Origin of the sequence: Streptomyces sp. NPDC091416, from assembly GCF_044756845.1 — a bacterium.
In the GTDB taxonomy this organism is placed as follows: Bacteria; Actinomycetota; Actinomycetes; order Streptomycetales; family Streptomycetaceae; genus Streptomyces.
Genome location: NZ_JBIVTU010000037.1, coordinates 1 through 22,085, shown reverse-complemented (window position 1 = coordinate 22,085; position 22,085 = coordinate 1). Strand labels below are relative to the sequence as shown.

Sequence of the window (22,085 nt, the reverse complement as noted above, 5' to 3'; positions counted from 1 at the left end):
CGCGCGGTGCTGGCCGCGATCATCTTCGTCGCTACTTCGGGCTGCACCTGGCGGCAAGTGCCACCGGTCTTCGGGGCCTCCTGGCAGACGATCCACCGTCGCTTCACTGACTGGTCCAGTGCCCGGGTCTGGGCCAAGCTGCACCGCGTGGTCCTCGACCGACTCGGCGCGAACGGCCAGCTGGACTGGTCGCGCTGCGCGATCGACTCGGCCAGCGTCCGAGCGGTCAAAGGGGGCCCCTGACCGGACCGAATCCGACCGATCGCGGCAAGCTTGGATCCAAGATGCACGTCATCTGTGACCGCAACGGGCTGCCGATCTCGGTGGGTATCTCCGGCGCCAACCTCCACGACAGCCAGGCCCTGATCCCGCTGATGCGCGGCATCCCGCCGATCCGCTCCCGCTATGGACCCCGGCGCCGCCGCCCGGCCAAACTCCACGCCGACAAGGGCTACGACTTCGACCACCTCCGAGGATGGTTGCGCCGTCGGCAGATCGTGCCACGCATCGCCCGCCGCGGCATCGAACCGTCCAGCCGGCTGGGCCGGCACCGCTGGGTAGTCGAACGCACAATGTCGTGGCTGAACGGCTGTCGCCGTCTGCACCGACGCTATGAGCGCAAGGCCGAGCACTTCCTCGCCTTCGTCGGCATCGCCTGCACCCTCATCTGCTACCGCAGGGCGGTGCAGGTCTAGGACTTGGCCCAATAGATCATGCGCTCGTGAGGCTGTCCGGTGGCCACGTCCGGCACACCTACCATGACGCGCGGCTCGATCAGCGGAATCTGCGGATGGAGAAGCGCCTCCAGGTCGCCAACGGCATCGTCAATGAGCGTTTTCCAACCTCACGCTGATGCGTGGTGAAGGACGACTACTGCCTTCACGACGTTGGTGATGCGGTTGGTGCTGCAGCGGAGTTTCCGCAGGAGCCGCCAGCCCTTGAGGGTGGCCATGGCCTGCTCGCCAAGGCAACGGATCTTGGCGTGGGTGGTGTTGTGGCGGCGCTTCCACTGCTTGAGGCGGCGGCCCCGAAACGGGACCCGGACGTGCCCACCGGCCCCTTGGTACGCCTTGTCCGCCCAGCACTTGAGGCCCGCTGCGGCGAGGGCGTCGATGATCCCGTGCTGCCGGGCGGCGGTCAGATCGTGGGTCGAGCCGGGCAGAGCCGGCGAGGCCCAGAGCAGCCGTCCGAGCGGATCGGTGAGGACCTGGACGTTCATGCCGTGGCGTTTGTGTTTCCCGGAGTAGTACGGGGTGTCGGCGGCGATGCGGTCGATGGGCAGCAGGGTGCCGTCGAGGATGACGAACGCCTTGGTCCGGATGGTCTTCATCGCCTCGGTCAAGGTCGGGGCGAGGGTGGCCAGAACCTCGATGGCTTCACGTATGTAGCGGTAGACGGTTGCGATCCCGATGCCGAACCCGGCTGCGAGCTGGGCGTAGGTGTCACCGCACCGAAGGTGGGCCAGGGCGAGCAGGGCCTGACGTGCCACGGGAAGCCGCCGCCACCGCGTCCCGATGTCCCGGCGCCTGGCCGTCAGTTGTCCGGTCAGGAACCGCAGGGTGCGGGTGGACAAGTCGATCGAGGACGGATAGACAAGCACGCGAAGCTCCTGGCGGACACGGGATTTCCTGGTCGAGAACCCGTCTACCAGGAGCTTCGTCGTTGCGCAGGACGGTCCAACTCGCCATCAGCGCCGCCAGCTGAGAAGAGGCTCACTGGCAGGGGCGTCTTGTGGCGGAAGCAGCTCTCTAGTCAGGCGTCCCCTCGCGCTCGCTTCCTCGGGCGAGGCTTCGGGTCTGCCCTTCGTGAATGGCGCTTGCCCACTCCCAGCCGGGCTTGGGCGATACGACCCGTGGGTCGCTGGAAACCCGGGCGCCACGCAGGTCCTCCACGTACGCCCGATCCAGTTTGATCCTCGCGCGTACCTCATCGCCCCTGGCGACGGACCCGTGTCCGGGGATGAGGACATCGACGTCGCCCGCTACGCCCTCGAGCAGTCCCAGCCCGACGAGGTAGTCCTCAATCGGGTTATCCGCGTCGTCGAGCATGGGAACGAAGACATCGGAGAGCATGTCGCCGGCGATGAGAACCCGGCGCTCTTCGATCAGCAATGCCGCATGGCCCTGGGCATGCGCCGTGTGTTCATGATCCGCACCGTGGCGCCGTTCCAGGGGAGTTGCGTGGTTTCAGCGGGCAGGCCAGTGATGAGGCCGTACCGGTCCAGCGATGTGTCCTCGGCGATTTCCGGCGGCAGCCCTTCGGTGACGCCGGCCTTCCAGTCCGCGTTCGACAACACCTCCCGCATGAAGGCCGCGCAGCGGGCTGTGCCGTAGCGAGGCGCATCGCCGAGTTCGGCGTGCCAGAGCACGTGATCCCAATGAGCAGTGTGCATCGTGAAGTGGCAGGTCATGGGCCTGGTGTGCGGGCGTTTTACTGTGCTCGCGCTGGTCGGTGGCCGGTGTCCACGGTGTAGATCGTCTGGCTGGGCGGTCGGGGCGGTTTCTGGGGTTCTGCTGCGCTCGTCACGAGCGTCCGCCTACGATCCGTCGCCATGCGGATAGCGCTGTCGGATCGCGGGAGGGGCGGGGTTTGTCCGAGCTGGAGCGGATCACGGCTCGCCGGAGCGAGCTGGACGTGCTCGCCGAGGAACTGGGCAAGCGGCTTCAGGAGGTTGAGGCTGAACGCGGCGAGTTGGTGATCGCCGAGCGGGTGCTGCTCCGGCTGGCCGAACAGGACCAGGCCGAGGCGGAGGCCGCCGCCCGGGTTGCTCCGGCGAAAGTGCAGGTGGCGGGGCGTGCGGTGCTGCTGATCCCGCACCGCGGAGAGGCCCCGGACGAGACCGCACTGCCCGACGACTACCGGAGGATTCTGCGGATCGTTCGGGTTGCTGATGGTCCGGTGCAGGTCAGGGCGGTGGGCGAGGAGCTGGGACTGGAGGTGGCGGTGCGCGGGAAGCTGGAGCCACTGCGGGCGAAGCTGACCAAGCTCGCCGACCGTGGCTGGCTGCACAAACGGCCCGACGGGCGGTTCACCGCACGCCGGTAGCCACATCGTGACCATGACAGCAGGGGCGTAACCAGCGGGCCCCCGACGGCAGTTGAGTTTGTGTGACGAAAAACAACAGTTCCGTCGAGGGCCCTGACGGCCTTGTCTACACCGCCCGCCTGCCGCTGTCGAGCGCCACCCTGAACTACCTCGCCGCCCTGATCCGCGGCCACCTGAAGAAGATCGGCTCACGCTGGCGGGCCCTGACTCCGGGGAAGATCGCGGGAATCGTGCTGGCGGTGCTGCGCTGTGACCAGCGACCCGGCGATCTGGCCGGCGGGAACGGAGTACACCGCACCACCGTCACCCGCTGGGTCCGTGAGGTCGTCGGCCTGCTGGCCGCCCGCGCCCCGCGCCTGGACCGCGCGCTGAAGAAGATCACCCGATCCGGTGGCGGAATCGTACTGCTGGACGGCTCGCTGATACGCACCCGGCGGCGCACCGGAACAGCGAACCGCAAGAACTACTCCGGCAAGAGCAAGTGCCATGGCCTGCTCGTGATCGCGCTCACCGACGATCGCGGCCGCCTGCTGTGGGTCTCGGCCGCCCGGCCCGGCCGGACCTCGGAGATCACCGCCTGCCGCCACGACCACCTCACCGACCGCCTTCGCGCGGCCGGCCTCGGCGCGATCGCCGACCTGGGCTTCGTCGGCCTCGACGACAGCGGCCCGGACGCCGACCCGGCGGTGATCACCGGCTACAAAGCCGCACGCAACCGGCCGCTCACCCGCGACCAGAAACTCTCCAACAAGACACTGGCCGCCGTCCGGGCCCCGGTCGAGCACGGCTTCGCGCACCTGAAGAACTGGCGCGTGCTCACCAAGGTCCGCACCGAACCGAAATGGGCGACCGCGCTGGTCAGGGCCCTGCTGGTCCTCACGAACCACGAAGTCGCCCGCTGACCGACGATCTAGATGAGACGACCGGGTCCGGTCTCCACCAGGCGGGATGCGTCGCGACTGTAGGCGGACCAGCCGCCGACATAGAGTCGACCACGGCCCAGGCCCGCGTGTTCAAGGGCCAGCAAGTTGTGGCAGGCCGTCACTCCTGAGCCGCAGTACGACACGACCTTCGACGCGGTGCTCTGGTCCACTCCGGCGGTGGCGAAGTTGTCCCGGACCTCCTGCACGGGCAGCAGGCGGCCCTGGCCGTCCAGGTTCTCCCGGCACGGCACGTTCACCGCACCGGGGACGTGTCCCGGACGGGGGTCGACCGGATCCTGCTCGCCGACGAAACGGTCGCGGTTGCGGGCATCGACCGTCAGGACATCCGGCCCCACGACCTCATCGGCCTCAGCCAGGACCTCCGTCGGCCAGGGCCGGACCGAGAAGGTTCCGTCAGCGAGCGCCGGTTCCTCCGCGGACAGGGAGTCGGGGTGTGCGTTCAGGTAGGCGTTCAGTCCGCCGTCGAGTATCGCCGCTCGGCGGCCGGTGGTCCGAAGCATCCACACCAGCCTGGCTGCGATGACCCCGCCCTGGTCGTCGTAGGCCACGACGATGTCGTCGTCGTTGATGCCCAGTGCCCGCATGCCCTCGGCAAATACCTCCGAGGCCGGCAAGGGGTTCCGTCCGCCTTCCAACGTGGCGGGCCCGGTCAGCCAGTGGTCGAGGTCTACGAACACCGCGCCCGGCAGGTGTCCTCCCTCATACGCAGCTCGGCCGGAACGGCCGTCCAGGTACCACCTCATGTCCGCCAGAACCACCCGGCCCGGCAGGCCATCCAGCTCTTCAACCCGCACGAACGGCGGGACATCCACGGGTTCACTCATGGCGCGACCCTACGTTTTGTCCACGATGCGAACAACAACGTCTCACATGGCAAGATGAATTGTGCTGAAGTTCCCGCGCCTGCCTGGTATCAGAAAAGGCAGGCGGTGCTCACTGCTGTCGTAAGTGCGCGGGCTCTGCTCCGTCCTCCGCCTCGCTAGACGTCGGCAAGGTACGCACCGACCCGAAGTGGGCGACCCGCTCTGGTGAGGGTTCTGCTGGTACTGACGAAGCGTAAAGCCTCCCGTGACCGACGATCTTCGCCGAAGTCATCCGCCCGCGACCAGCCCGAGCATCCCGAACCCCGCGCACACCAGACCCGTGACCAGCAACTTCACGATGCACAGTGCTCAATCAGGATGCGTCGAGAAACCCGCCGCCACGGGCTGGCCCAGCTCACGAAGGTCGTTCGCCAGGCAGGTCATTTCGGCGCCGGTGATCCCGGCGTCCACGAGCAGCACGCCGTCCCTGCCCTGCACGACAACGGTGTTGTTCTCGAGCAACTCACTCCGGTGGATCAGCACACCCTCGGCGACTTGCTTCAGCATGGGTCCCTCCCCGTTTGACATCCGCACCCTGCCAGAGGGTCTGACCCACATCAACACAACCGGACGGGGGTATGTGATGGCGACTCCCTACGGCGAGACCGTCCACGGAGGCTTCTTCAGTGTTGAGCCCCTGCCAGCTGAGGCCCCTGAGATGGCACTTCAGGTTGGAAGAGGCTCAATGTCTTCGTCGATCTCGGCGGTATGGCGACGAACCCAGAAGGAGAGCAGCACTCCTTCCTCTTCGACCGCAATCGCTACTGCTACCGCATCGGACGAGATCAGCCCTAGCAGAGCCTGCACCGCAGTGAGGGCAATGTCGTTGACGCGCTGAACCTCTGGGTCTGCCATGCAGATAGATCCTGCCCGGTCACTACGCGATCGCACCAACTGAGACATTGTCTTACTCCATGGCCCGCGGCCACCGCACGATCTTCAAGAGTCCACACAAACCCTTGATCGTCTCGCGGTGACCGCACGCATCAGGCGTCGTAGTACTCACTGTCGTCGCCTTGAACCCGCGCGCCCAGCGTCTTCGCCACCTCGACCATCATCGCGATCACTGCATCGCTCGGGTTCTTGGAGACGATCCGCCCAGCGTTCCACCACAGTGGAACCTCCATGAGGCCGAGATCGGCAGCAACCACCGCTTCCCACTCCGCCACGCTGATGTCCTGACCCTCTACATCCCACCAGTTCTCACGGCGGGTGATGTGTACGTCGTAGCCCATGGCCAGCAAGAGTAGGCCGCGTGACCGATAAGATCGCGAAGTCACACTGGAGTACTAGGAGTTCTTAGCGTTCACAGCCCACGAAGTCGGTGACTCCTGCGGGGGCCTTGAGGTCCTTCAGGCTTCGGCAGTCTCGAAGCCAGTCCGGGTCTGCCTCCTCGCCCATGACTGGAACTAGGGTCACTGCTGGGTCGAGCCTGGACTGGTCGCGTTTGAAGACGCTGATGTCGACGGAATCAGTGGCTGGCTCAACGCTCCACACTGCCGCAACCCAACCGTTCCAGCAGCTGAGCTTCCCGAGATGCGGTGCCCCTGGGGCTACGGGGACAGTGAATTGTTTCTTGATAGCCTGCCGAATGACTTCTCGCGAGGGGCAGGGGGCCTGTTTCCCTGGGTCGGTCTTCGACGGGCTAGGTGTTGGGGTTGAGTTCCAGACGTGCGACCAGAGAACCTTCTCTACGTGGTAGAGATCGCTGATCTCGGCGGTCATAATAGGCTCGTCATTGCGAAGCCATGGGTCGAACTCAATTCCCGCAGCGGTGTAAAGTCCGCCCTTGAGTTCAGCTTTTTGCTGTCCGCCGAACTCATCCACTTCTGCGATCTTGTATCCCGGGGTGATGTCGAGATAGGGGCCTGCCACGCCGTAGATCTTCGTGCCGATTCGCAGGCCCGCCTTGGCGGTGGCTTCTGTCGCGAAAGTTGGTCCCTTGTTGAGCTTGAATTCATTCTCGAAGGATGCGATCGGTGTTGTCCGGCCGCCGCTCCACTCCATGCCAGCGGAAACCTTGGCCTTTTGCGTGAAGTCGAAGGAGAGGTCGGACTTCAGCGTTCCCTCCAGGGCGGCTACGAGGTTTACCTCCATGGTGATCACGACTGGGATCGGCCCGACCATCAGTGTGAATGTTGCCACTGGGACCGGTGGGTCGGGTTCCTTGAATTTGAACGCACACTTCTGCCGCTCAATGGCGGGCATTTTCACCTTGATGTGGAAGTCTTCCATGAGGGTGATTGCGTATCTAATCCTGTTGACTCCCGACCAATCCCAATCTGCAGCGAACTCGCCTAGGCCGGGCTTTTTCCCGCCCAGGCTGATCTCTTCCAAGGGGCTAGCGGTCAGTGCTGCGGAACATTCGAAGGTGAGACCCTCGATGATGGTCTCACTATTGAGTAGAGTGGAAATGGTGAAGGTGCCGTCACTGCCGGTCTGCACTCCTGGTTCAGAGGCTTTGGTCTGCAACACCTGAGCGTTCCTGTTGCTTGCGACGCCAGAGCTAAACATCGCCTGGGAAGCGGGTGCGGGCTCGGAAGCCGGGCCGTCCGGCCGGACATCTCGAAAGTCGATCTTTGCCTTTGGTAGAGCGTCCCGAAGCGATGCCTGCTTCGTGCCGATGACCAGCCGCCCCCTATCGTCATGCCGGACTGATGTCACGCGCCGAATCAGCCCATTCGGCGTCTTCGGTCCGACGCCAGAGACGATCACGTCACCGACGGCGAGCGCGGCATCGGATTCCAGCACCAGCCGGCTGCCTGCGGCATCGCCGACAAGTCCCAGCTGAGAAGAGTCCAGGACTTTGGTCGTGTGAGGCACGACGTTGGCGTAGAGCGCCTCGGCCGTCGCTGTGCCGACTGACTCCACTGATGCAGTCACTGCGGGGCGCGTTGGGTAGACATCGGCTTTCGCACCCCGCACCGGGGCAATTGAGAGGGTGTACCGCCCTGTCGGGATGTCGTCGAACGTCTGGTTGGCTGTCACGCGACGTTCAAAGCCGTCGGGTCCACGAACGGTGACGTTGGCAGCAGCTCCGCTCGGCAACTCCCTCACCAAGACCCTCAGGGCGTTGTGCTGTGGCTTCTGCCACCAGCTGTATCCGGCAGCCAATGCGCACGCAGTGAGCACGACCAGCAGGGCCAGAGTGAACCTCCTAGCCCTGCTTTCAAGATGTACGAGACTTGTCCTGCGACTCACGTAACCCCCAATGCTGGCACCGCCGTTCAAGTCTTCTGGCGGGCGTGAGGGGGCAGCGTATCGAGTGGTCAGCCTGGAGCCGGACGTCAGAATGAACCTTGCTCGCCGTACAAGACTCCCTGGCGGAATCGCGGGACGGCTCCTCGGGCCGACTGACTGCTTTAAAGGGGCCCCAAGACAGGACGAAGCCCTGTCGACCGGGCAGCAAGCATCATCCGATCACCGATGGCTCCGGCATCCCGCTGACCGGCGGCAACCGTAACGACGGTACCCAGCTCATCCCGCTCCTGGAGGCGGTGCCGCCTGCGCGGGGCAGGCGCAGTCGCCCACGGCGGCGCCCTGACGTTGTCCTCGCTGATCGCGGATACGACCGCGACAAGTACCGCCGCCTGGTCTGGGGACTGGGAGTGAGACCGCTGGTCGCCTGCCGGGACACCGAGCACGGCTCCGGACTGGGCACTCAACGCTGGTTGGTCGAGCGTGCTTTTGCCCATCTGCACTGGTTTCGCCGCCTGCGGATCCGATGGGAGATCCGCGCCGACATTCACGAAGCCTTCCTCACCCTCGGATGCGCACTGATCTGCTGGCGGCGCCTGAAGACGCCCCGCTGCATTGAGGCTGAGGCGGTTGTTGCAGGATCTGGGAGTCGGGATCCAGCTCCGGGAGGCACCCCATCGCCGGTAAGCGGGCGGAGATGACTCCGGCCGCGTCCTCCCGGGTGCAGTCCGCCGGCGCGCGAAACCCAGGCAGCCGGACCGCCCAGACCGGGTTCGCTGCCCGCGCCCAGTCCGCCGCAGCGAAGGGCTCGCGCGGCGGAGGGAAGTGATTCCCGCCTGCCCAGCCAAGAGGTGGCCCCAACCGATTCGGCTGGGGCCACCTCTGTGCTCTCTTCGAGCGTTATCCGGAAGTCCTGCGCGAGGCGGGTCGCAGGGGCCCGCCGAGTGTGGGGATCCGCTTGGTGTCGAGCGGCCGCAGAACCCTTCCGATCCGTCCCTCGACCCTGCGTACGAAGCCCTCCTCGGTGTTCGCTGCCAGCGGGACGACCATCAGGCGGGTCCACTGCGCGGCGCGTCCGCGCAGTACGTGCTCTTGGACGCGGTCACCGACCGGCCCCTCGCGGAACGCACTTCTGGTGTAGCGGATGACGTTCTCGAAGTCGGCGGCGATGTAGATGCCCGTTGGGAACTCGTTCCAAGCTCCGCCCTCTGTGATCTGGAGGATCGTCGAGGCGGTCGGGACGCGCCGCAGCAGCGCGGTTCCAGCGAGATCGCACGCGGTGTTGTAGTTCTCCGGAGTGAGCGTGTACGCGGAGCGCTTCATCGGGCCTCTCCGCTCCCGCCCAGGTCCGCCCGCATCCGGTTGGCTCGGCGACGAGTGCCCCGCCATTCCGAGACGAGGTCAGTGATCTCGACGAGCGTGTTCCGCACGTTGGAGTTGTCGTACCCGAGCGTGTCCACCAGCGCCACGCCGTCCTGCCCGGTCACACCGCCGACCTGCTGAGCCGACTCGAGCAGTTCGTCCAGGCGGTCCTGGAACTTCTTGAGCGCCGTCGCAAATCGGTCCTCGGGGCTGGCGTGCGTGATGCCTTCCCCCTCGAACAGGTCGGCGAGTTCGCGCAGCCGCTCGGGGGTGAGGATGTCGGTGTCCGTGATCTGGTTGTCCTGCGGCATGGTGCCCTGGGGCAGCTCCTGCGGGTCCCGGCCGGCCCGGCCGTCCAGAATGATCTGGCACAGCTGGCGCAGGCCGACGTCGGTCTTGGCCATCTGCCGCATGATCTGCTGGGGCTCGGTGTTGCTGCCGCGGCCGCCGAACTCGGAACGGGTCAGCAGCTGGGTACGGCCTCCGACCAGGTGGTAACTGGCCAGCGTGGCGAGCTCGGCGCCCCAGGCGGAGCATCAGACGCATCATGCCGAACAGCGCGACCAGCCTTCGACGACAATGCCAGCCTCGGGTGCTAGCGGGGGTGCTCAACGGCGGCCAGACTCTCGTCGAGGCGCTCGGCGCCTCACAGACCGGCGCGCCCTGGTACCGATACGTCAGTGGCGATCACACCGGGTCACCTGCCGGTGGGACTTCTTGGAGAACTGGCGACAGTTGAATACGCGAGCCCACCAGTACCGAGGCCAAAGCAGCGCCCGTTCCCGGCCGATGCCTGCGCGAGGACGTCGACGAGCTCGGCTCGACCGCGGGTGAGCATGTAAAGGCACCCACCCGAATCCGGCGAGTGCAGGCTCAGGACGGCGTCCGCCTCGGCGGAGTCGATGACCTCCATGAGGGCCCGAGCCTCGGGGAGCTGAGTGGCGGTTGGGTCGTCGAAGGGGAACGTCCAGTCCGGTTGCGGTTGGGCCGGGCCGTCTGGCTGGTAGAAGCCTCGGTGGTACGCCTCCATCGTCGGGGGCCAGGTGCCGGTGAGCCACTTCTCGTTCAGCTGCAGGCCGTCCGGGTCGCTCGACGGCATCAGGTACCAGGTGGCTCGCTCGCGCTCGGCGGGGTGAGCGAACAGGTACGCGGCGAGCGTGATGATCTTCTGTCCGCCGATCGGCTCGTTGGGGTGACTGCCCGCGGCAATGACCATGTTCAGCGGGCCGTCGCCGATGACGAGGAGTGGTAGGTCCTCGCCCCCGCGCGACGTACCCACCGAGGAGAGCCGGCACAGGTCCGGGAAGCTGACGGCGAACGCTCGCACACGCTCCTGGAGTTCGCGCCGCGTCGGCGGCCGCTGAGGAACGTCAAGGCCCGCCGTCCGTACGGCCGATGCTCTGCTGGCGAGGTGGTCCAGGTGCACGGTGATCCTGCTTCCTTGCCTGAGGTGGAGTCGGCGCCCGCCGGGCCATTCCGGAGGCCGGGGTGTTGCCGCCGGGCATGGCCAAGCGAGGGACGAGCCGAAGGGGGCCGGAATTCCCTTACGCGGCAGCTGAGAATTCGGACTTCAAGAACGGCAAGCTCGCCGTGAAGACGAAGTTCTCGAGACCGGTGCGAGCGCGACTCCCGCGCGAGAGTGACAGCGGACCTGCTGGGCCGGCTCATCCGCCAGGGCCGCGGATACCGCGACCATCCGATCCGTATCCCCTTCCACGGGCCCAACGGCGATCGTGGCCGGTCCGGTGGAAGCCCGGATGACGCCTGAGACGCCTGACCGCGGGCAGGCGCTTCCGGCCCTCCGGCGGCGCTACGGGTGACCCGGGGCCCGCGGGGCGGGACGGAGGCACAGCTCGCCTTCCGCCCCGCGGCGCCGGGGACGTGGGGGCGCCCGCCGGGCTGGCACCGCTCTGGCGTGCACCGGCCCGCGCCGTACATGATCGGCGGCATGGGTAGGAGCGCCTGGAACACCGCGAGCAGGACAACCGTGTGGGTCGACGACGGCGTCGAGGGCCTGCCCCCCGGCATGGCCGGCGGACGCTATCGGTGCCGCGCCTGCGGCGAGCCCCTGATCCTCAAGGGAGCACGCCAGAACGCGAAGGTCCAGCCGCACTTCGCGCACCGCGGCAACGACAGCTGCAGCCGACCGGAGCAGGAGGCGTCGCTGGACGCCGCGGACGAAGTCGTCATCAGGCTGCGGGAACAGATCCGCGCCCTTCCCGGCATCACGCACTGTGCCACCGCCTCCCCGGGCGAGGACCCCGAGAACCCCTCCGGTCTGCCGCCGGCCATCCTGGCCCAGTGCGGCACTACAACGGTGGTGATCGAGGCGCCGTCGGGCCTGCCGGGCCAGGAGGCGATCCGGCGCAGGATCCGCGCGGTGCGCGACGAGCACGCGGGGGCCGCGCACGTGTGGTTCCTCAAACGTGACCTCGGCCAGTTCCAGCAACTGCCCCCGCACTCCGTACGGCTGCGAGGGCAGAAGGTGCTGCACGAGCAGGTGGCGCCCAACGAGCGGCAGCAGGCCATCAACGAGGCCGGCGGCCACGTGTACTGGCTCGACGGGAAGGCGGTTCTCGTCCCGTACGGCATCCGCCTTTTCCAGCACCCGGTCCGGCGAGGCCAGGACTGGGCGAACTGGGACTGGCGGTCGGACCCGCGCGAGGACTGGCTGATCAGCAAGCCGCGCCCGGCCTCCGACGCCCACACCTGGGGTCTGGTGCCGGTCGCGTTCGTCTCGCTCACCCGCACCCAGGGCGCATTCCGGCCCGCCGACGCCCACCAGGTGATGGACGACCTCTACGCCGCCCAGGAACGCCGGTTCACCTGGCGCAACGAGCACGCGCGTGAGGTCTACGCCGCCGCGCGCGCCACCCCGCACGCTGAGCCGGAAGGAGACGTCGCGGCTCCGGCTCCTCAGGCGCCTGCGTCCGCACCCGCACCCACTCCGGCCCCGGACGCGGGCGCGGAGGGCGCCGAGCTGCGCCCCGACGCCGCGCCCGCGCCGGAGACGAGGCGACCACCGCAGCAACAGGCCGGCACGGCGCCGCCCGCCCAGGCCGGGAAGCCGACGGGCGCCGTGCTGCCCGAGCGGCCGACGGCACCCCCGCCTCCCCCACCGGTCGCGCCGCCCCGCGTCACGGCTCCGCCGGCTCCCCGTCTGTGGCAGCGGCTGGTCGACTTCGCCCGGCGCCGGTGAGCGCGAGGGCAGCATCCTCTCCCGGGCGGCACGGTGCCCGGGGATGCCCGGCAATCCCGGTCCGGAACGGCGTCTGACCGGCACCGACAGCGCCGACGTCAGCCGGCGGCCGTTGGGTAGTGTCGGGTCAGGCAGCCGGGGAGGGGCAGGCGGAGATGACACAGGCCCGATGGGGGACGGCGATCGCGGCACTGCGCGCCCAGGCCGAGGCCGTGCGTGCGGCGCGCAGCCGTGTCGACGAGCTCCAGGACGCCCCCGCGGGCGATGGCGCCAACCGCCACGAGCAGCGGGACCGGCTCAGCACGGCGCAGACCGTGTGGCGGGCGAGCGAGGCGGACCATCTGCGCTGTGCCGGCGCCCTGCTGCGGGCGCACCTGTCCCGGTGCCGGCCCCCGCTGCGCTGGCCGGTCGCAACCGTGTGGCCGCGCCCCTGGCGCCAGGTGTGGCGGGAGCGCGCGCACGACCGCCACGGCGGCGTGTGGCGGGCGATCCCGGGGGCGTCGCTGCTCGCGCAGGCCGAGTCGGCCGCCCAGGAGGAGTTCCTCGGGGACGCCATCGAAGCGATCAAGGATCTGCAGGCGAGTCTCCACGGCCACCGCACGGGCCCCCGGCTGCACGAGCGCTACGCCCCCGACCGCTCGACCCCCTTGGCTCACGCGTTTCCCGGCGTCCCCGACGGGCGGAGCGCGCCGACGCTGCCGGGCTTCCCCGACCGCAGCCACTGGATCAACCGCACCTTCGCCCGCGGTGACGGCTGGCGCATCCAGCCGGGCTGCGAGGGCGAGCTGGAGGACCACGCGCACGCCGTGCACACGCGGGTGGAGAGGTTCGGTGCCGCCGTACTGCGCCTGCTGGAACACCACCACGGACCCGCGGCTCCGGGACGGGCTGCCCGTCTCAGGGGCGCCGCCCGATGGATCGGCCGGGAACAGCACGCGGTGCCCCTGCTGACTCCGTGGCACCGGACGCTGAACCCCGTCCAGGGGATCACCCTCGCCACCCTCGGCTGGCTCGTGGTCGCGATCGCCGCGATCCCGTGCACGGTCGCCATGAAGGCCCGGGTGCTCACCGACCACCCCAAGCCGATCCTGCTCGGCGCGCTCGCCCTGGCGGGGCTCGGCGCCTGGAGCGTTCACCGGGCCGGACCGCGGCTGATGCGGCAGCCCGCCCAGACGATCGCGGTGGCGGGCGCCGCCGCAGGGGTTGCGGCCTACCTGGTGATGCGGCTGCAAGGCCCGGTCGCCGGCTACTTCTTCGCCGACCCCTACGAGCGCTACGAGCGCCAGTTCAGCAACGGCTGCCTGGCCGCCAGCCCTTACCGCCACGACGCGATCCAGTCCCAGGTCACAGGCGGGATCCTGGTGGTCCGCCCGATCAGCGGTGACCCGACCCTGCGGCTCGGACCGGCCGAGGACAGCGGGACGCACCCGCTGCGGCCGCAGGACCGCGGCACCCGCGAGGTCCTGGAGCAGTACGGCTGCCACCTGCCCTGACGCCGCGGGAACCTTACCGCTGCCCGCTTCCCCCGCCCGCGGCCCCCGTCCACTGCCCCGAAGGGATGTACGTCGTGAAGTGTGACCGGTTCATCGTCGACGACGGGCGGCACGAGCCGCAGATCGTCATCGACGAGGACGCCTCGGCTGCCGCCGGCCGGGCCCAGCACCGGGCACGGTGCTCGTGCGGACGGATGCCTGCCCACCGCCCTGGCACCCCCCAGCAGGGGTGGGCGGCCTACGCCGCCCACGCACGACACCGCCTGGGACCGGCGTCCCGGCCCGGGGCCCGGGTCTCGCTCGGCGTGCGGGTTACCCAGCTGTTCCTGGGCTGCATGGCGCTCTGGGCCGTCGGGTACGCCGGCGCCGTCGAGGCCGCCGACGTGCTGAATCTTGCCGGTGTGGCGGAACTCGGGATGCGTGCCGCCGGGCTGCTGGGAGGCTTCGCATCTGCCGGACTGCTCATGGTCGCGATGCGCGGATTCATCGCCCCGATGCGCGCCGGCAACTGACCGGTCCACGCTCCAGCACACGTTGAGCAGAGTCCGTCGGCGAAGGCGCGGGCGGATGGCAGGCCAGCGGGAGGCCGGTGTCTACGACGGCACCGCGGCCAGCTCGCCGCGGCCGCTCTCCCACACCGTCCCGTCGGCCACGATCGGCCCGTGCTTGCGCTCCAGGTCGTTGTAGGCGCTGCGTCCCGACCCTTCGTTCCGGTATCCGGCCCACCGGGTCAGGTCCTTGCGGGTGAGCTCCACACCCGCCTCCTGGTGCGCAAGGTAGATCCGCTCGGCTCTCTGCCTCTTGCTCTCGTCGGCCGGCGCAGGTCCCAGGTCGATGGTCGGGGGCGGGCCGGCGGCGGGATCGTCTTCCTCTTCGGGCCCGGCCTCGTCGGCGCCCTCGTCGCTGTCCTGGTCCTGCACGGAGTCATCCGATGGCCCTGCACCCGGCTCCGGCTCACGCGCGGAAGCTTCGTCCTCGGTCTCCTCGGCATCCTCGTGGGTCGGGCTGTCACTGGTGAGGAGGTCTGCGTGCGGGTGCTCGAGGAACTTCTCCTGCGCGAGCGCGGCACAGGCCCGCTCGCCCTCTGCCGGCGGGGACGGCCGGCTGGTGTGCTCGTCGAGTTTGCTGAGCTCGTCGGCCTGGCCGGGGTCCTGCGGCTCGGGCGCCGGGAACATGGCGGGGACGGCCTGGCTGGGCGGTGCGTCCGGCTCCGAGCGGTGCAGGTCTGCTGCCGAACGGACGGCGTACCCGAGGCGGCTGCGGCGCAACGGCCGCAGCTCCTCACGGGAAACCTTCTTGCGCCACCGCCACCCGTAGGCGTCCCGCAACTCCCGGCGGTAGTCGAGCTTGTCCTGGTACAGCGCCAGCGCCTCCTCGTTCGAGGAGATCGTGCTCGGCCACAACTTCCTACTGCGCCAGATCAGCCAGGTCGACCACGGAGCGAGAAGCCACCGGCCCAGTGAGAGCGCGTACTCCTCCCTGCCTTCCTCGCGTGCCGTCGCGACGGCGATCGCGTGCCGGACGGCTTCGGTGATTGCGATGAAGAGCAGGGGAATCACCCCGTGCATGATCGAGGCAAGAATGTCCGGGTAAGCGGAGAAAGCGTTGAATGCCACCGTGGCCACGGTCAGCAGCCACGCGATGTGCCGCAGGAGCGGATACCGCAGGTCGACCCAGGTCAGGGCCAAGTCGAGAGCGAGCATCGTGATAATGCCGATATCTATCCCAAGGGGAAATATCGCCGCAAACCAGCCGAATCCTTTCTCCGTGGCAAGGTCGCGTACAGCCGTGTAGGAGCCGACGAAGCCGGTCAGGGCGATCAGGAGGGACCCGAACCCGATGATCCCGAAGGTCACCCGGCGGCCGCGGGTCCACACGAGCCGGCGGCGGCCGCTCCCGTCCGCCCCCGCCTTGCCCAGATCGGCGGTGATCGTCATGGACCCATGCCCCCTTCGTCGTGCCCGTGCGCTCGGCGCTGCCGCCTATAGAGGTGCGATCGGGCGCCGCCGTGTGACATCCCGACCCTCCGCGGTTCGGTGATCGCGCTTCTGGATCTGAACGGTAGGAGCGCCAGCCCGGCGCATCCACCCTGATCAGGCTCTATGCCTGCGCCGTAACCTTGTCGTTGCCTTCGGGCCCGGTCGCAGAACCCGGTCGAACCGCAGGGGACGGTTCGCATAGGCTCCAAGATCCCGGCATATGCCCGGGCGGAACGACACCGGGAGCCGCCGTGATAACCGTGCTGACCATCACCGTCGCCCTGCCCACCGGCGCCCTGGCCGGCACCGCCACACGGCCGCTGCTATTCACCAGGACCGTGCCCGCCGGGTCACCGCTGCGGAACGGCTGCTCGTGCGGCGCACCCACCCGAGCAGCCGTACGACTCCTCGCACCACCCCGAGGACGCTGCGCCGCATGCCGCACACCGACGTATCCGGCCCGCGGTCTTCCCGAAGTCATGACCGCTCTCGCCTTCGCCCTCGTCGCCGCCACCGGCCTGACGGGCTGGCTGGCCGCCGCGCACTACTGGGTTGCCGCCTGCGGCACCGCGCTCATCCTCGTCGACGCCAAGGTGCACCGGCTCCCCAACGTCCTCACCCTCCCCGCCCTCGCCGGGACCGTCGCCCTGCTCGGAGCCGCCGCAACAGCCGGTGAGCACGGCAGCCTCCCGCGCGCCCTTGCCGCCGCGGTCGTGCTCGGCGCTGTCTTCGCCCTCATGGCCTTCGGCGGCGTCGGTCTCGGTGACGTGAAGCTGGCTCCCACCCTCGGTGCCCTGCTGGGGTGGCACAGCTGGACCACTGTCTTCACCGGTACCTTCGCGATGTTCGCCCTGGGTGCCGCGGTCAACCTGCTCCAGGGGCGCACCCGCGGCCGCGTCGCCTTCGGCCCCTACATGATCATCGGCGCGCTCGGGGTGTCGCTCTGCGTCTCATGACGACGCGGTAGCAGCTGGGCTGTACTCTCCCGGCCCGGACCAGTCAGGTGCGCGGCTTCTGGACGGTGACGCTGTTCCCCTCATCATCGGCGAGAGAGATGAGCTCCCTCGGAGCGATGTCACCCACAGCTGCCCCTTCATCGGCAAGTACCGAGAGATCGTCGCTCTGCAAGGAGTGCGTCCGCCACCCCATTTCGTTAGCGGTTCTAAGGGCTTGCCGGGAACCAAGTCGTGGCTTCCAGCTGTGGGGCTCGTCGGTCTGGTATGGGGAGACCGGAGGGGATCGAGGCCGTTCTGGCGGCGAAGTTCCAGGTGTTGTTGCCGCATCTGGACGAGCGTCAGCGTCGGCTGGCCATAGGAGCGGAAGCACTGTCGCTGGGGCATGGCGGCATCAGGATCGTCGCCGCTGCAGCCGGGGTCCGGGAGGCCACGATCTCGCGTGGGGCAGCTGAACTGGACTCCGGTCAGGCCCCGTTGAGGCGGGTGCGCCATCCCGGCGGAGGGCGGAAGAAGGCAGCCGAGCTGGACTCTGGGCTGCGGCCGGCACTGCTGGCGCTGGTCGAGCCCGACGAGCGGGGCGGCCCGATGTCGCCGCTGCGCTGGACGACGAAGTCGACCCGGAAGCTGGCGGCGGAGCTCACCCGCCAGGGGCACCGGGTCTCCGCCGACACCGTCGCCGGCTTGCTGCGGGAGGAAGGCTTCAGCCTGCAGGCCAACGCCAAGACCATCGAAGGTGCCCAGCACCCCGACAGGGATGCCCAGTTCCGCTACCTCAACGAGCAGGCACGAGACCACAGGGACGCCGGTGACCCGGTGATCAGCGTGGACAGCAAGAAGAAGGAGCTGATCGGCGACTACAAGAACGCCGGGCACGAATGGCAGCCCGCAGGACAGCCCGTGAGGGTCAAGACGCACGACTTCCCCGGCCAGGCCGAGAAGGCGATTCCATACGGAATTTACGACATGACGGCGAACACCGGCTGGGTCAGCATCGGCACCGATCACGACACGGCGGCGTTCGCCGTCGCCTCGATTTGCCGCTGGTGGCAGACGGTCGGCCGGCACGACTACCCCGGCGCCCGCCGGCTGCTGATCACCGCTGACGGTGGCGGCTCCAACGGCTACCGCACCCGCGGCTGGAAGACCCAGCTCGCCGACCTCGCCGCCGAGACCAGCCTTGAGATCACCGTGTGCCACCTGCCGCCCGGCACCTCGGAGTGGAACAAGATCGAGCACCGGCTGTTCTCCCACATCACCATGAACTGGCGAGGCAGGCCCCTGACCAGCCACGAAGTCATGCTCCAGACCATCGCCGCGACCACCAGCCGCACCGGCCTCACCGTCCAGGCCGAACTGGACAGCGGTGAGTACCCCACCGGCATCCGCGTCAGCGACAACGAGATCGCCGCCCTGCCCATCACCCGCCACCGCTTCCACGGCGACTGGAACTACACCCTCCACCCCCTGCGCCCGAAGGACACGGCGACCACCACCAGCACACAGGACGAGGCCTTGGCGGACGGACCGGCCCGCCTCACGCAGCGTTCGCTACAGGACCCGGAACTGACCGGGATGACCCGCCGGCAGCTCAACGAACTCATCGACGTGCTGACTCCAGCGATGGAGATTCAACGCGAGCAAGTGCTCCGCACCCGCAGAGGCCACGAACGCCTGGTGGCCCCTGGCGCAGGAGCCAAACCCAAGCTCACCTCAGCCGACCGAATCCTGGCCACCGTGCTCCACCTGCGCAAACTCGCGACCATGGACCTCCTGGGCCAGCTCTTCAACACCACCGCCATGACCATCAGCCGCGCAGCGAAAGACGTCCGCCCGCTCCTGGAAGCCCACGGAGTTCACATCCCTGCCTCGACCGCCCGCTTCCGCACCTGCGGACTGCGATGCGTCGCCGAACTCGGCGAACGCACCCGGGGCTTCCTTACAGCCCGCCGCTGACCCCTCATGCCCCGGGCCGGGGACAGGATGTGACGGACCCGGCCCGGCTCCAGACCGCTCCGGCCGGGGCCCGCTACAGTGACCGAGCCCCGGTACACCACTGACCTGGAAGAACGCCCGTGATCTACAACCCCCAGTACCGTGCGAAAGGCGCCCCCGTCCTCGGAGTTCCCAACGGCACCCCGGGCCCGTTCGGCGTCCACCGCCCCGACGAGGAGAGAGACGAGCCCTCGCAGGACGCCCACACCTCCGCTGTCCCCGCCCCACGCGACGGCCGGGGCCGGTGAGCGGGATCTGGCGGCAGGTTCTGGCCGCATACACCAGCGACCAGCACGACGAACGGGACCGCGAGCAGCTGCTCGCCCTGGGCGCCGCGGAGCTCGCCCACGCCCGCAGCACCGAGGGCCGGCCTGCGAGTGCCGAAGACGTCCAGCACATCGCGCTCCAGGAATTCGGCCTCCTGATCGGCATCACCCAGGCCCGCGCCGCGCTACGCGATCGCCGCACACGCCACGGGTAACCTCAGCCGCGTTCGCGCGTTGAAACTGCATGACCACGATGACGCCGCGGCCGGTTCCGCCCGCCGGCCGTACGGCGCCGGCACCGGCGCCCGCTCCCGCTCCGGCGGACGAGCCGGTCTTCGCCGCGCTGGCTGCTCGCTGGAGCGCGGAGGGGCGTGTCGTGCCCGGTCAGGTGGACCGGGAGTGGGCCATGCTGGCGGGCAGTTGCCCGTGGCCCCTGCGGTAGAGACCAGCGTGGTGCGGTGGCCGCCCCACGGCCCGCACCCGCTGTACCGGCTGGCAGCCTCGACGCCTGCCCGGCCACCGAGGCTGCCGGCCCGGCCGGTCTTGTTGGGCCCCCTTCCGGCCCGGCAGCCTCAATCCCCTGCGAACCGGAACCGCCCAGGGCGTGGTGTCGTTGACCCAGGCGTGGGTGGGTACACCTGTGCGCTCCCCGACGATGAACGCCTGGACCATCGGCCCAGCTCGTGACGGAAGCCGGGCAGGCGGCCCAGCACCGCATCGTCGGGGGCCGTGCCCAGGAGGAACGGAACAGGAAACCGGTGTTGCCGTCAGAAGTTTTGACAGGCGGAGATCCAGCCCCGGAGGCGAGGTCCGGCTGAAGCCGGGCGCCGAGCCGGATCGGGCCGTCGCGTGGCGGTCAGTGCGGGGTGTAGCAGTTCGGGTTGGTGCAGCCGCCATCCAGCGCCAGCGTGCGGTCCTGGGGCGGGGAGTCCAGCCACCCCGCGCGCATGGCCTGGAGACGGTCGACATCCGTGGCCAAGTCCGGTCCTTCGGCCCGCAGCCCAATCCCTCTGCGGGAGAAGGAAGACCCGAGAAGCGAATGCCGCTCAAGACGCGACTGGCCACTGCGGAGAAGGCTCCAGTAGCTGACGCCCGCCGAAGCACTCGTCACAGGACGGTCCGCCGCCGACGTCCAGTCCGACCCAACACGGCAGCCTCATCGGAATGCTGGGGGACGGCGAACTGGTAGTGGTGTCGCTGACGGACGCCTTCCGGGACGCGCTCGCGACCTGCGAAGCCACGTCTTTGCGCGGCATCGCCTCCAGTTGGTCGAGCACCGAGGGCGTCTTCTACTACCCAGCCGATCCCGAGAATCTCGCCGGCTTCCTGGAACAGCTGTCCGAGCTCGCCAGCCGAGCGGTCACGCGAGATGCCCGCCTCTACTGCTGGATCTGTCCCTGACCTCGCCTACCGAAGGGCGGGGCCGGGAGCGATAGGCCGAGCGGGACCAGCGCACTCCAGACGGGACCGCCAAAACCTCTGGCCCCGGATTGCCGACAACGTGAGGATGCCTTCATGCGCTTTCCTCGTGCCTCCGACCCCGAGCTTCTCGACGTCATCGATCGCTACGTCAAACCAGCAACACAAGGTGTCGGGCGCTACCTGCACTTGCTGCACGGCAACTTCGCGCGTGACGACGAGAGCGCGCGCACGCCCTTCCTGCAGTCCATGCGTGCTGCCGCCCGGGAGATCACGGATGAGGAACTCGAAATCCTGCTGGAGAGCGAGTGGCGCTCCCGCCTGACGGCATCGTGGCTGATCGGCTTCGACCATCGTGACCACTTCCGTGACATTCTCGGCGACCTTCTCCTGGCCAGCCAGCTCTGCTTCGCCGGCCAGGGCTACTGCTTTGCCCTCGCACGCTTCGGCACCAACGAGGACGCCCAGCACCTCACGGTCTACCTGGACCGCTACCTCCGACAGCCCGACTGCCAGTACGACCAAAACTGGGCCATCAACGCGCTCCTCCACATCGACAGCCGTACAGGAAGCGAACACGCCGCCCGTTTCCTGGTTCCCGGCGGCCTCTGGCATCAGTGGGACGAGGCCCAGTACAGACCATCGCCGCCAAGCCGCTTCATCGACGAACTGTGCGCTCTTGCAGTCGAAGACGCGGCCACTGAAGGCCCCAGTACGGCACCACGGGAAGGGGCCTGAACCATGACCGAACCGCAGAGCGTGCCGATGCCCGGCCAGGTCTGGGGCCTGGCGGCGCCGGATACCGGCGGGCCCATCTTCGTCACCAGCTACGACGGAAAGAACCTGTCCGTTACGCACCCATGCGTTCGGCCACTGCCGAACGGCATCCAGCAGGTCATAGACGTCGCGCCGCTCCTCGACGGCCCGCGCCTTCGGCCCTCCACCCGACGCCCCCACCACATACCCTTCCCCAGCTGACATCACCAGCAAGCTAACCCGCCACCTTGACGAACTACATAGGCCCCCCGGGGGGGCGACGGTGGTGGTGCTGAGGGTGATGGTCTCGCCGTAGGTGCCGTGATGGTCACCGGGACGGCAGAGGCGGGGCCGGCCAGGGCCGGCGACAGTGCGATCACGGCCGCGGTGACGAAGGCCATGAGCGCGGCCAGGAGGCCCCGGGTGGGGCGGGCGACGAGAGGCATGGGGTGTGGCAGGAGGTCATGCGCCGGCCGCCCCGCAAGCCCTCCACGCTGGACCCCTACCTCGACTACCTACGACAACGCTGGGACGAAGGACAACACAGCGCGAAGATCCTGCACGAAGAACTACAGACCAAGGGCTACCTCGGTCACTACCAGCGCGTGAAGAT

26 protein-coding genes and 2 pseudogenes are annotated in these 22,085 nt (G+C 68.6%); 15 read left to right on the top strand and 13 right to left on the bottom strand.

Features of this window, described 5'->3' with window-relative positions; all coding sequences use genetic code 11:
* A pseudogene (locus ACIQMX_RS41940) lies at positions 1-695 on the top strand (IS5 family transposase); the annotation flags it as partial.
* Positions 696-844: 149 nt separating this feature from the next.
* Here the strand turns inward: ACIQMX_RS41940 and ACIQMX_RS41935 are convergent.
* The 3 genes from ACIQMX_RS41935 to ACIQMX_RS41925 form a co-directional block, all read right to left on the bottom strand.
* Positions 845-1,600 (bottom strand): transposase family protein, encoded by a 756-nt coding sequence (locus tag ACIQMX_RS41935; protein WP_402486865.1) that lies wholly within the window; start codon positions 1,598-1,600, stop codon positions 845-847.
* 148 nt (positions 1,601-1,748) lie between these two features.
* A complete protein-coding gene (locus tag ACIQMX_RS41930) occupies positions 1,749-2,111 on the bottom strand; it encodes a hypothetical protein (RefSeq protein WP_402486862.1) in 363 nt (120 codons plus the stop codon).
* Positions 2,105-2,410, bottom strand: a complete 306-nt coding sequence (locus ACIQMX_RS41925; protein WP_402486859.1) for a hypothetical protein — start codon at positions 2,408-2,410, stop codon at positions 2,105-2,107. The genes ACIQMX_RS41930 and ACIQMX_RS41925 overlap by 7 nt, the downstream gene beginning before the upstream one ends.
* A 179-nt stretch (positions 2,411-2,589) precedes the next feature.
* Between ACIQMX_RS41925 and ACIQMX_RS41920 the strand changes: the two genes are divergently transcribed.
* Entirely contained in the window at positions 2,590-3,045 is a 456-nt protein-coding gene (locus ACIQMX_RS41920; RefSeq protein ID WP_328902462.1) for a hypothetical protein, read from the top strand.
* A 62-nt stretch (positions 3,046-3,107) separates the two neighbouring features.
* Entirely contained in the window at positions 3,108-3,947 is an 840-nt protein-coding gene (locus tag ACIQMX_RS41915; protein WP_402486855.1) for a transposase family protein, read from the top strand.
* Positions 3,948-3,955: 8 nt separating this feature from the next.
* On the opposite strand, the gene ACIQMX_RS41910 is transcribed toward ACIQMX_RS41915, so the two are convergent.
* The 5 genes from ACIQMX_RS41910 to ACIQMX_RS41890 all read right to left on the bottom strand — a co-directional run bounded on the left by ACIQMX_RS41910 (position 3,956) and on the right by ACIQMX_RS41890 (position 8,053).
* Positions 3,956-4,813 (bottom strand): sulfurtransferase, encoded by an 858-nt coding sequence (locus ACIQMX_RS41910; protein WP_402486853.1) that lies wholly within the window; start codon positions 4,811-4,813, stop codon positions 3,956-3,958.
* A gap of 348 nt (positions 4,814-5,161) precedes the next feature.
* Positions 5,162-5,359, bottom strand: a complete 198-nt coding sequence (locus ACIQMX_RS41905) for a hypothetical protein (RefSeq protein ID WP_402486850.1) — start codon at positions 5,357-5,359, stop codon at positions 5,162-5,164.
* Between the two features lie 159 nt (positions 5,360-5,518).
* The gene (locus ACIQMX_RS41900; protein WP_402486847.1) at positions 5,519-5,707 is read right to left on the bottom strand and encodes a hypothetical protein; all 189 of its coding nucleotides are present in this window, start codon (positions 5,705-5,707) and stop codon (positions 5,519-5,521) included.
* A gap of 131 nt (positions 5,708-5,838) precedes the next feature.
* Complete coding sequence (locus tag ACIQMX_RS41895) at positions 5,839-6,087, bottom strand: hypothetical protein (RefSeq protein WP_402486844.1); 249 nt, start codon at positions 6,085-6,087, stop codon at positions 5,839-5,841.
* Positions 6,088-6,151: 64 nt separating this feature from the next.
* On the bottom strand, positions 6,152-8,053 hold the full coding sequence (locus ACIQMX_RS41890) for a hypothetical protein (RefSeq protein WP_402486842.1): 1,902 nt from the start codon (positions 8,051-8,053) through the stop codon (positions 6,152-6,154).
* 134 nt (positions 8,054-8,187) lie between these two features.
* Between ACIQMX_RS41890 and ACIQMX_RS41885 the strand changes: the two are divergent.
* Positions 8,188-8,655 (top strand): annotated as a pseudogene (locus ACIQMX_RS41885) (transposase); the annotation flags it as partial.
* A 295-nt stretch (positions 8,656-8,950) separates the two neighbouring features.
* Here the strand turns inward: ACIQMX_RS41885 and ACIQMX_RS41880 are convergent.
* From ACIQMX_RS41880 to ACIQMX_RS41870, 3 genes are all read right to left on the bottom strand, one after another.
* Positions 8,951-9,373, bottom strand: coding sequence for a hypothetical protein (locus tag ACIQMX_RS41880; protein WP_402486839.1), 423 nt, complete (start codon positions 9,371-9,373; stop codon positions 8,951-8,953).
* The gene (locus tag ACIQMX_RS41875) at positions 9,370-9,816 is read right to left on the bottom strand and encodes a hypothetical protein (RefSeq protein ID WP_402486837.1); all 447 of its coding nucleotides are present in this window, start codon (positions 9,814-9,816) and stop codon (positions 9,370-9,372) included. Before ACIQMX_RS41875 ends, ACIQMX_RS41880 begins: the two co-directional genes overlap by 4 nt.
* Positions 9,817-10,109: 293 nt before the next feature.
* Positions 10,110-10,838, bottom strand: a complete 729-nt coding sequence (locus ACIQMX_RS41870; RefSeq protein WP_402486834.1) for a M14 family zinc carboxypeptidase — start codon at positions 10,836-10,838, stop codon at positions 10,110-10,112.
* A gap of 522 nt (positions 10,839-11,360) precedes the next feature.
* On the opposite strand from ACIQMX_RS41870, the gene ACIQMX_RS41865 reads away from it, so the two are divergent.
* From ACIQMX_RS41865 to ACIQMX_RS41855, 3 genes are all read left to right on the top strand, one after another.
* A complete protein-coding gene (locus tag ACIQMX_RS41865) occupies positions 11,361-12,611 on the top strand; it encodes a competence protein CoiA family protein (RefSeq protein WP_402486832.1) in 1,251 nt (416 codons plus the stop codon).
* Between the two features lie 155 nt (positions 12,612-12,766).
* On the top strand, positions 12,767-14,104 hold the full coding sequence (locus tag ACIQMX_RS41860) for a hypothetical protein (protein ID WP_402486829.1): 1,338 nt from the start codon (positions 12,767-12,769) through the stop codon (positions 14,102-14,104).
* Positions 14,105-14,178: 74 nt separating this feature from the next.
* Positions 14,179-14,616, top strand: a complete 438-nt coding sequence (locus tag ACIQMX_RS41855; RefSeq protein ID WP_402486827.1) for a hypothetical protein — start codon at positions 14,179-14,181, stop codon at positions 14,614-14,616.
* Positions 14,617-14,697: 81 nt separating this feature from the next.
* On the opposite strand, the gene ACIQMX_RS41850 is transcribed toward ACIQMX_RS41855, so the two are convergent.
* Positions 14,698-16,041 carry a DUF2637 domain-containing protein gene (locus tag ACIQMX_RS41850; RefSeq protein ID WP_402486824.1) on the bottom strand — a complete coding sequence of 448 codons (1,344 nt, stop codon included), beginning with the start codon at positions 16,039-16,041 and terminating at the stop codon, positions 14,698-14,700.
* A 293-nt stretch (positions 16,042-16,334) separates the two neighbouring features.
* Here ACIQMX_RS41850 and ACIQMX_RS41845 point away from each other — a divergent pair, with 293 nt between their 5' ends.
* The 5 genes from ACIQMX_RS41845 to ACIQMX_RS41825 all read left to right on the top strand — a co-directional run bounded on the left by ACIQMX_RS41845 (position 16,335) and on the right by ACIQMX_RS41825 (position 19,739).
* Positions 16,335-17,039, top strand: coding sequence for a prepilin peptidase (locus ACIQMX_RS41845; protein WP_402486821.1), 705 nt, complete (start codon positions 16,335-16,337; stop codon positions 17,037-17,039).
* 264 nt (positions 17,040-17,303) lie between these two features.
* Positions 17,304-18,992, top strand: coding sequence for an ISAzo13 family transposase (locus tag ACIQMX_RS41840; RefSeq protein ID WP_402486819.1), 1,689 nt, complete (start codon positions 17,304-17,306; stop codon positions 18,990-18,992).
* A gap of 119 nt (positions 18,993-19,111) precedes the next feature.
* Positions 19,112-19,279: a hypothetical protein gene (locus ACIQMX_RS41835; protein ID WP_402486816.1), complete on the top strand. Its 168-nt coding sequence runs from the start codon at positions 19,112-19,114 to the stop codon at positions 19,277-19,279.
* Positions 19,276-19,512, top strand: a complete 237-nt coding sequence (locus ACIQMX_RS41830; RefSeq protein ID WP_402486813.1) for a hypothetical protein — start codon at positions 19,276-19,278, stop codon at positions 19,510-19,512. Before ACIQMX_RS41835 ends, ACIQMX_RS41830 begins: the two co-directional genes overlap by 4 nt.
* A 29-nt stretch (positions 19,513-19,541) precedes the next feature.
* Entirely contained in the window at positions 19,542-19,739 is a 198-nt protein-coding gene (locus ACIQMX_RS41825) for a hypothetical protein (RefSeq protein ID WP_402486811.1), read from the top strand.
* A 414-nt stretch (positions 19,740-20,153) separates the two neighbouring features.
* Here ACIQMX_RS41825 and ACIQMX_RS41820 read toward each other — a convergent pair whose 3' ends face one another.
* Positions 20,154-20,276 carry a hypothetical protein gene (locus tag ACIQMX_RS41820; protein WP_402486808.1) on the bottom strand — a complete coding sequence of 41 codons (123 nt, stop codon included), beginning with the start codon at positions 20,274-20,276 and terminating at the stop codon, positions 20,154-20,156.
* 185 nt (positions 20,277-20,461) lie between these two features.
* On the opposite strand from ACIQMX_RS41820, the gene ACIQMX_RS41815 reads away from it, so the two are divergent.
* The 3 genes from ACIQMX_RS41815 (at position 20,462) to ACIQMX_RS41805 (ending at position 21,694) form a co-directional block, all read left to right on the top strand.
* Entirely contained in the window at positions 20,462-20,698 is a 237-nt protein-coding gene (locus tag ACIQMX_RS41815) for a hypothetical protein (protein ID WP_402486805.1), read from the top strand.
* A 114-nt stretch (positions 20,699-20,812) separates the two neighbouring features.
* Positions 20,813-21,454 carry a DUF6000 family protein gene (locus ACIQMX_RS41810; protein ID WP_402486802.1) on the top strand — a complete coding sequence of 214 codons (642 nt, stop codon included), beginning with the start codon at positions 20,813-20,815 and terminating at the stop codon, positions 21,452-21,454.
* Between the two features lie 3 nt (positions 21,455-21,457).
* On the top strand, positions 21,458-21,694 hold the full coding sequence (locus tag ACIQMX_RS41805; protein WP_402486799.1) for a hypothetical protein: 237 nt from the start codon (positions 21,458-21,460) through the stop codon (positions 21,692-21,694).
* Positions 21,695-22,085: the final 391 nt, after the last annotated feature.

Bases quoted from the DNA above. Each gene is read 5' to 3' on its own strand.
- ACIQMX_RS41925 (WP_402486859.1), bottom strand. From the start codon at position 2,410: ATGACCTGCCACTTCACGATGCACACTGCTCATTGGGATCACGTGCTC.
- ACIQMX_RS41910 (WP_402486853.1), bottom strand. From the start codon at position 4,813: ATGAGTGAACCCGTGGATGTCCCGCCGTTCGTGCGGGTTGAAGAGCTG.
- ACIQMX_RS41905 (WP_402486850.1), bottom strand. From the start codon at position 5,359: ATGCTGAAGCAAGTCGCCGAGGGTGTGCTGATCCACCGGAGTGAGTTG.
- ACIQMX_RS41900 (WP_402486847.1), bottom strand. From the start codon at position 5,707: ATGGCAGACCCAGAGGTTCAGCGCGTCAACGACATTGCCCTCACTGCG.
- ACIQMX_RS41895 (WP_402486844.1), bottom strand. From the start codon at position 6,087: ATGGGCTACGACGTACACATCACCCGCCGTGAGAACTGGTGGGATGTA.
- ACIQMX_RS41880 (WP_402486839.1), bottom strand. From the start codon at position 9,373: ATGAAGCGCTCCGCGTACACGCTCACTCCGGAGAACTACAACACCGCG.
- ACIQMX_RS41875 (WP_402486837.1), bottom strand. From the start codon at position 9,816: ATGGCCAAGACCGACGTCGGCCTGCGCCAGCTGTGCCAGATCATTCTG.
- ACIQMX_RS41865 (WP_402486832.1), top strand. From the start codon at position 11,361: ATGGGTAGGAGCGCCTGGAACACCGCGAGCAGGACAACCGTGTGGGTC.
- ACIQMX_RS41860 (WP_402486829.1), top strand. From the start codon at position 12,767: ATGACACAGGCCCGATGGGGGACGGCGATCGCGGCACTGCGCGCCCAG.
- ACIQMX_RS41850 (WP_402486824.1), bottom strand. From the start codon at position 16,041: ATGACGATCACCGCCGATCTGGGCAAGGCGGGGGCGGACGGGAGCGGC.
- ACIQMX_RS41840 (WP_402486819.1), top strand. From the start codon at position 17,304: ATGGGGAGACCGGAGGGGATCGAGGCCGTTCTGGCGGCGAAGTTCCAG.
- ACIQMX_RS41825 (WP_402486811.1), top strand. From the start codon at position 19,542: ATGACCACGATGACGCCGCGGCCGGTTCCGCCCGCCGGCCGTACGGCG.
- ACIQMX_RS41815 (WP_402486805.1), top strand. From the start codon at position 20,462: ATGCTGGGGGACGGCGAACTGGTAGTGGTGTCGCTGACGGACGCCTTC.
- ACIQMX_RS41810 (WP_402486802.1), top strand. From the start codon at position 20,813: ATGCGCTTTCCTCGTGCCTCCGACCCCGAGCTTCTCGACGTCATCGAT.
- ACIQMX_RS41805 (WP_402486799.1), top strand. From the start codon at position 21,458: ATGACCGAACCGCAGAGCGTGCCGATGCCCGGCCAGGTCTGGGGCCTG.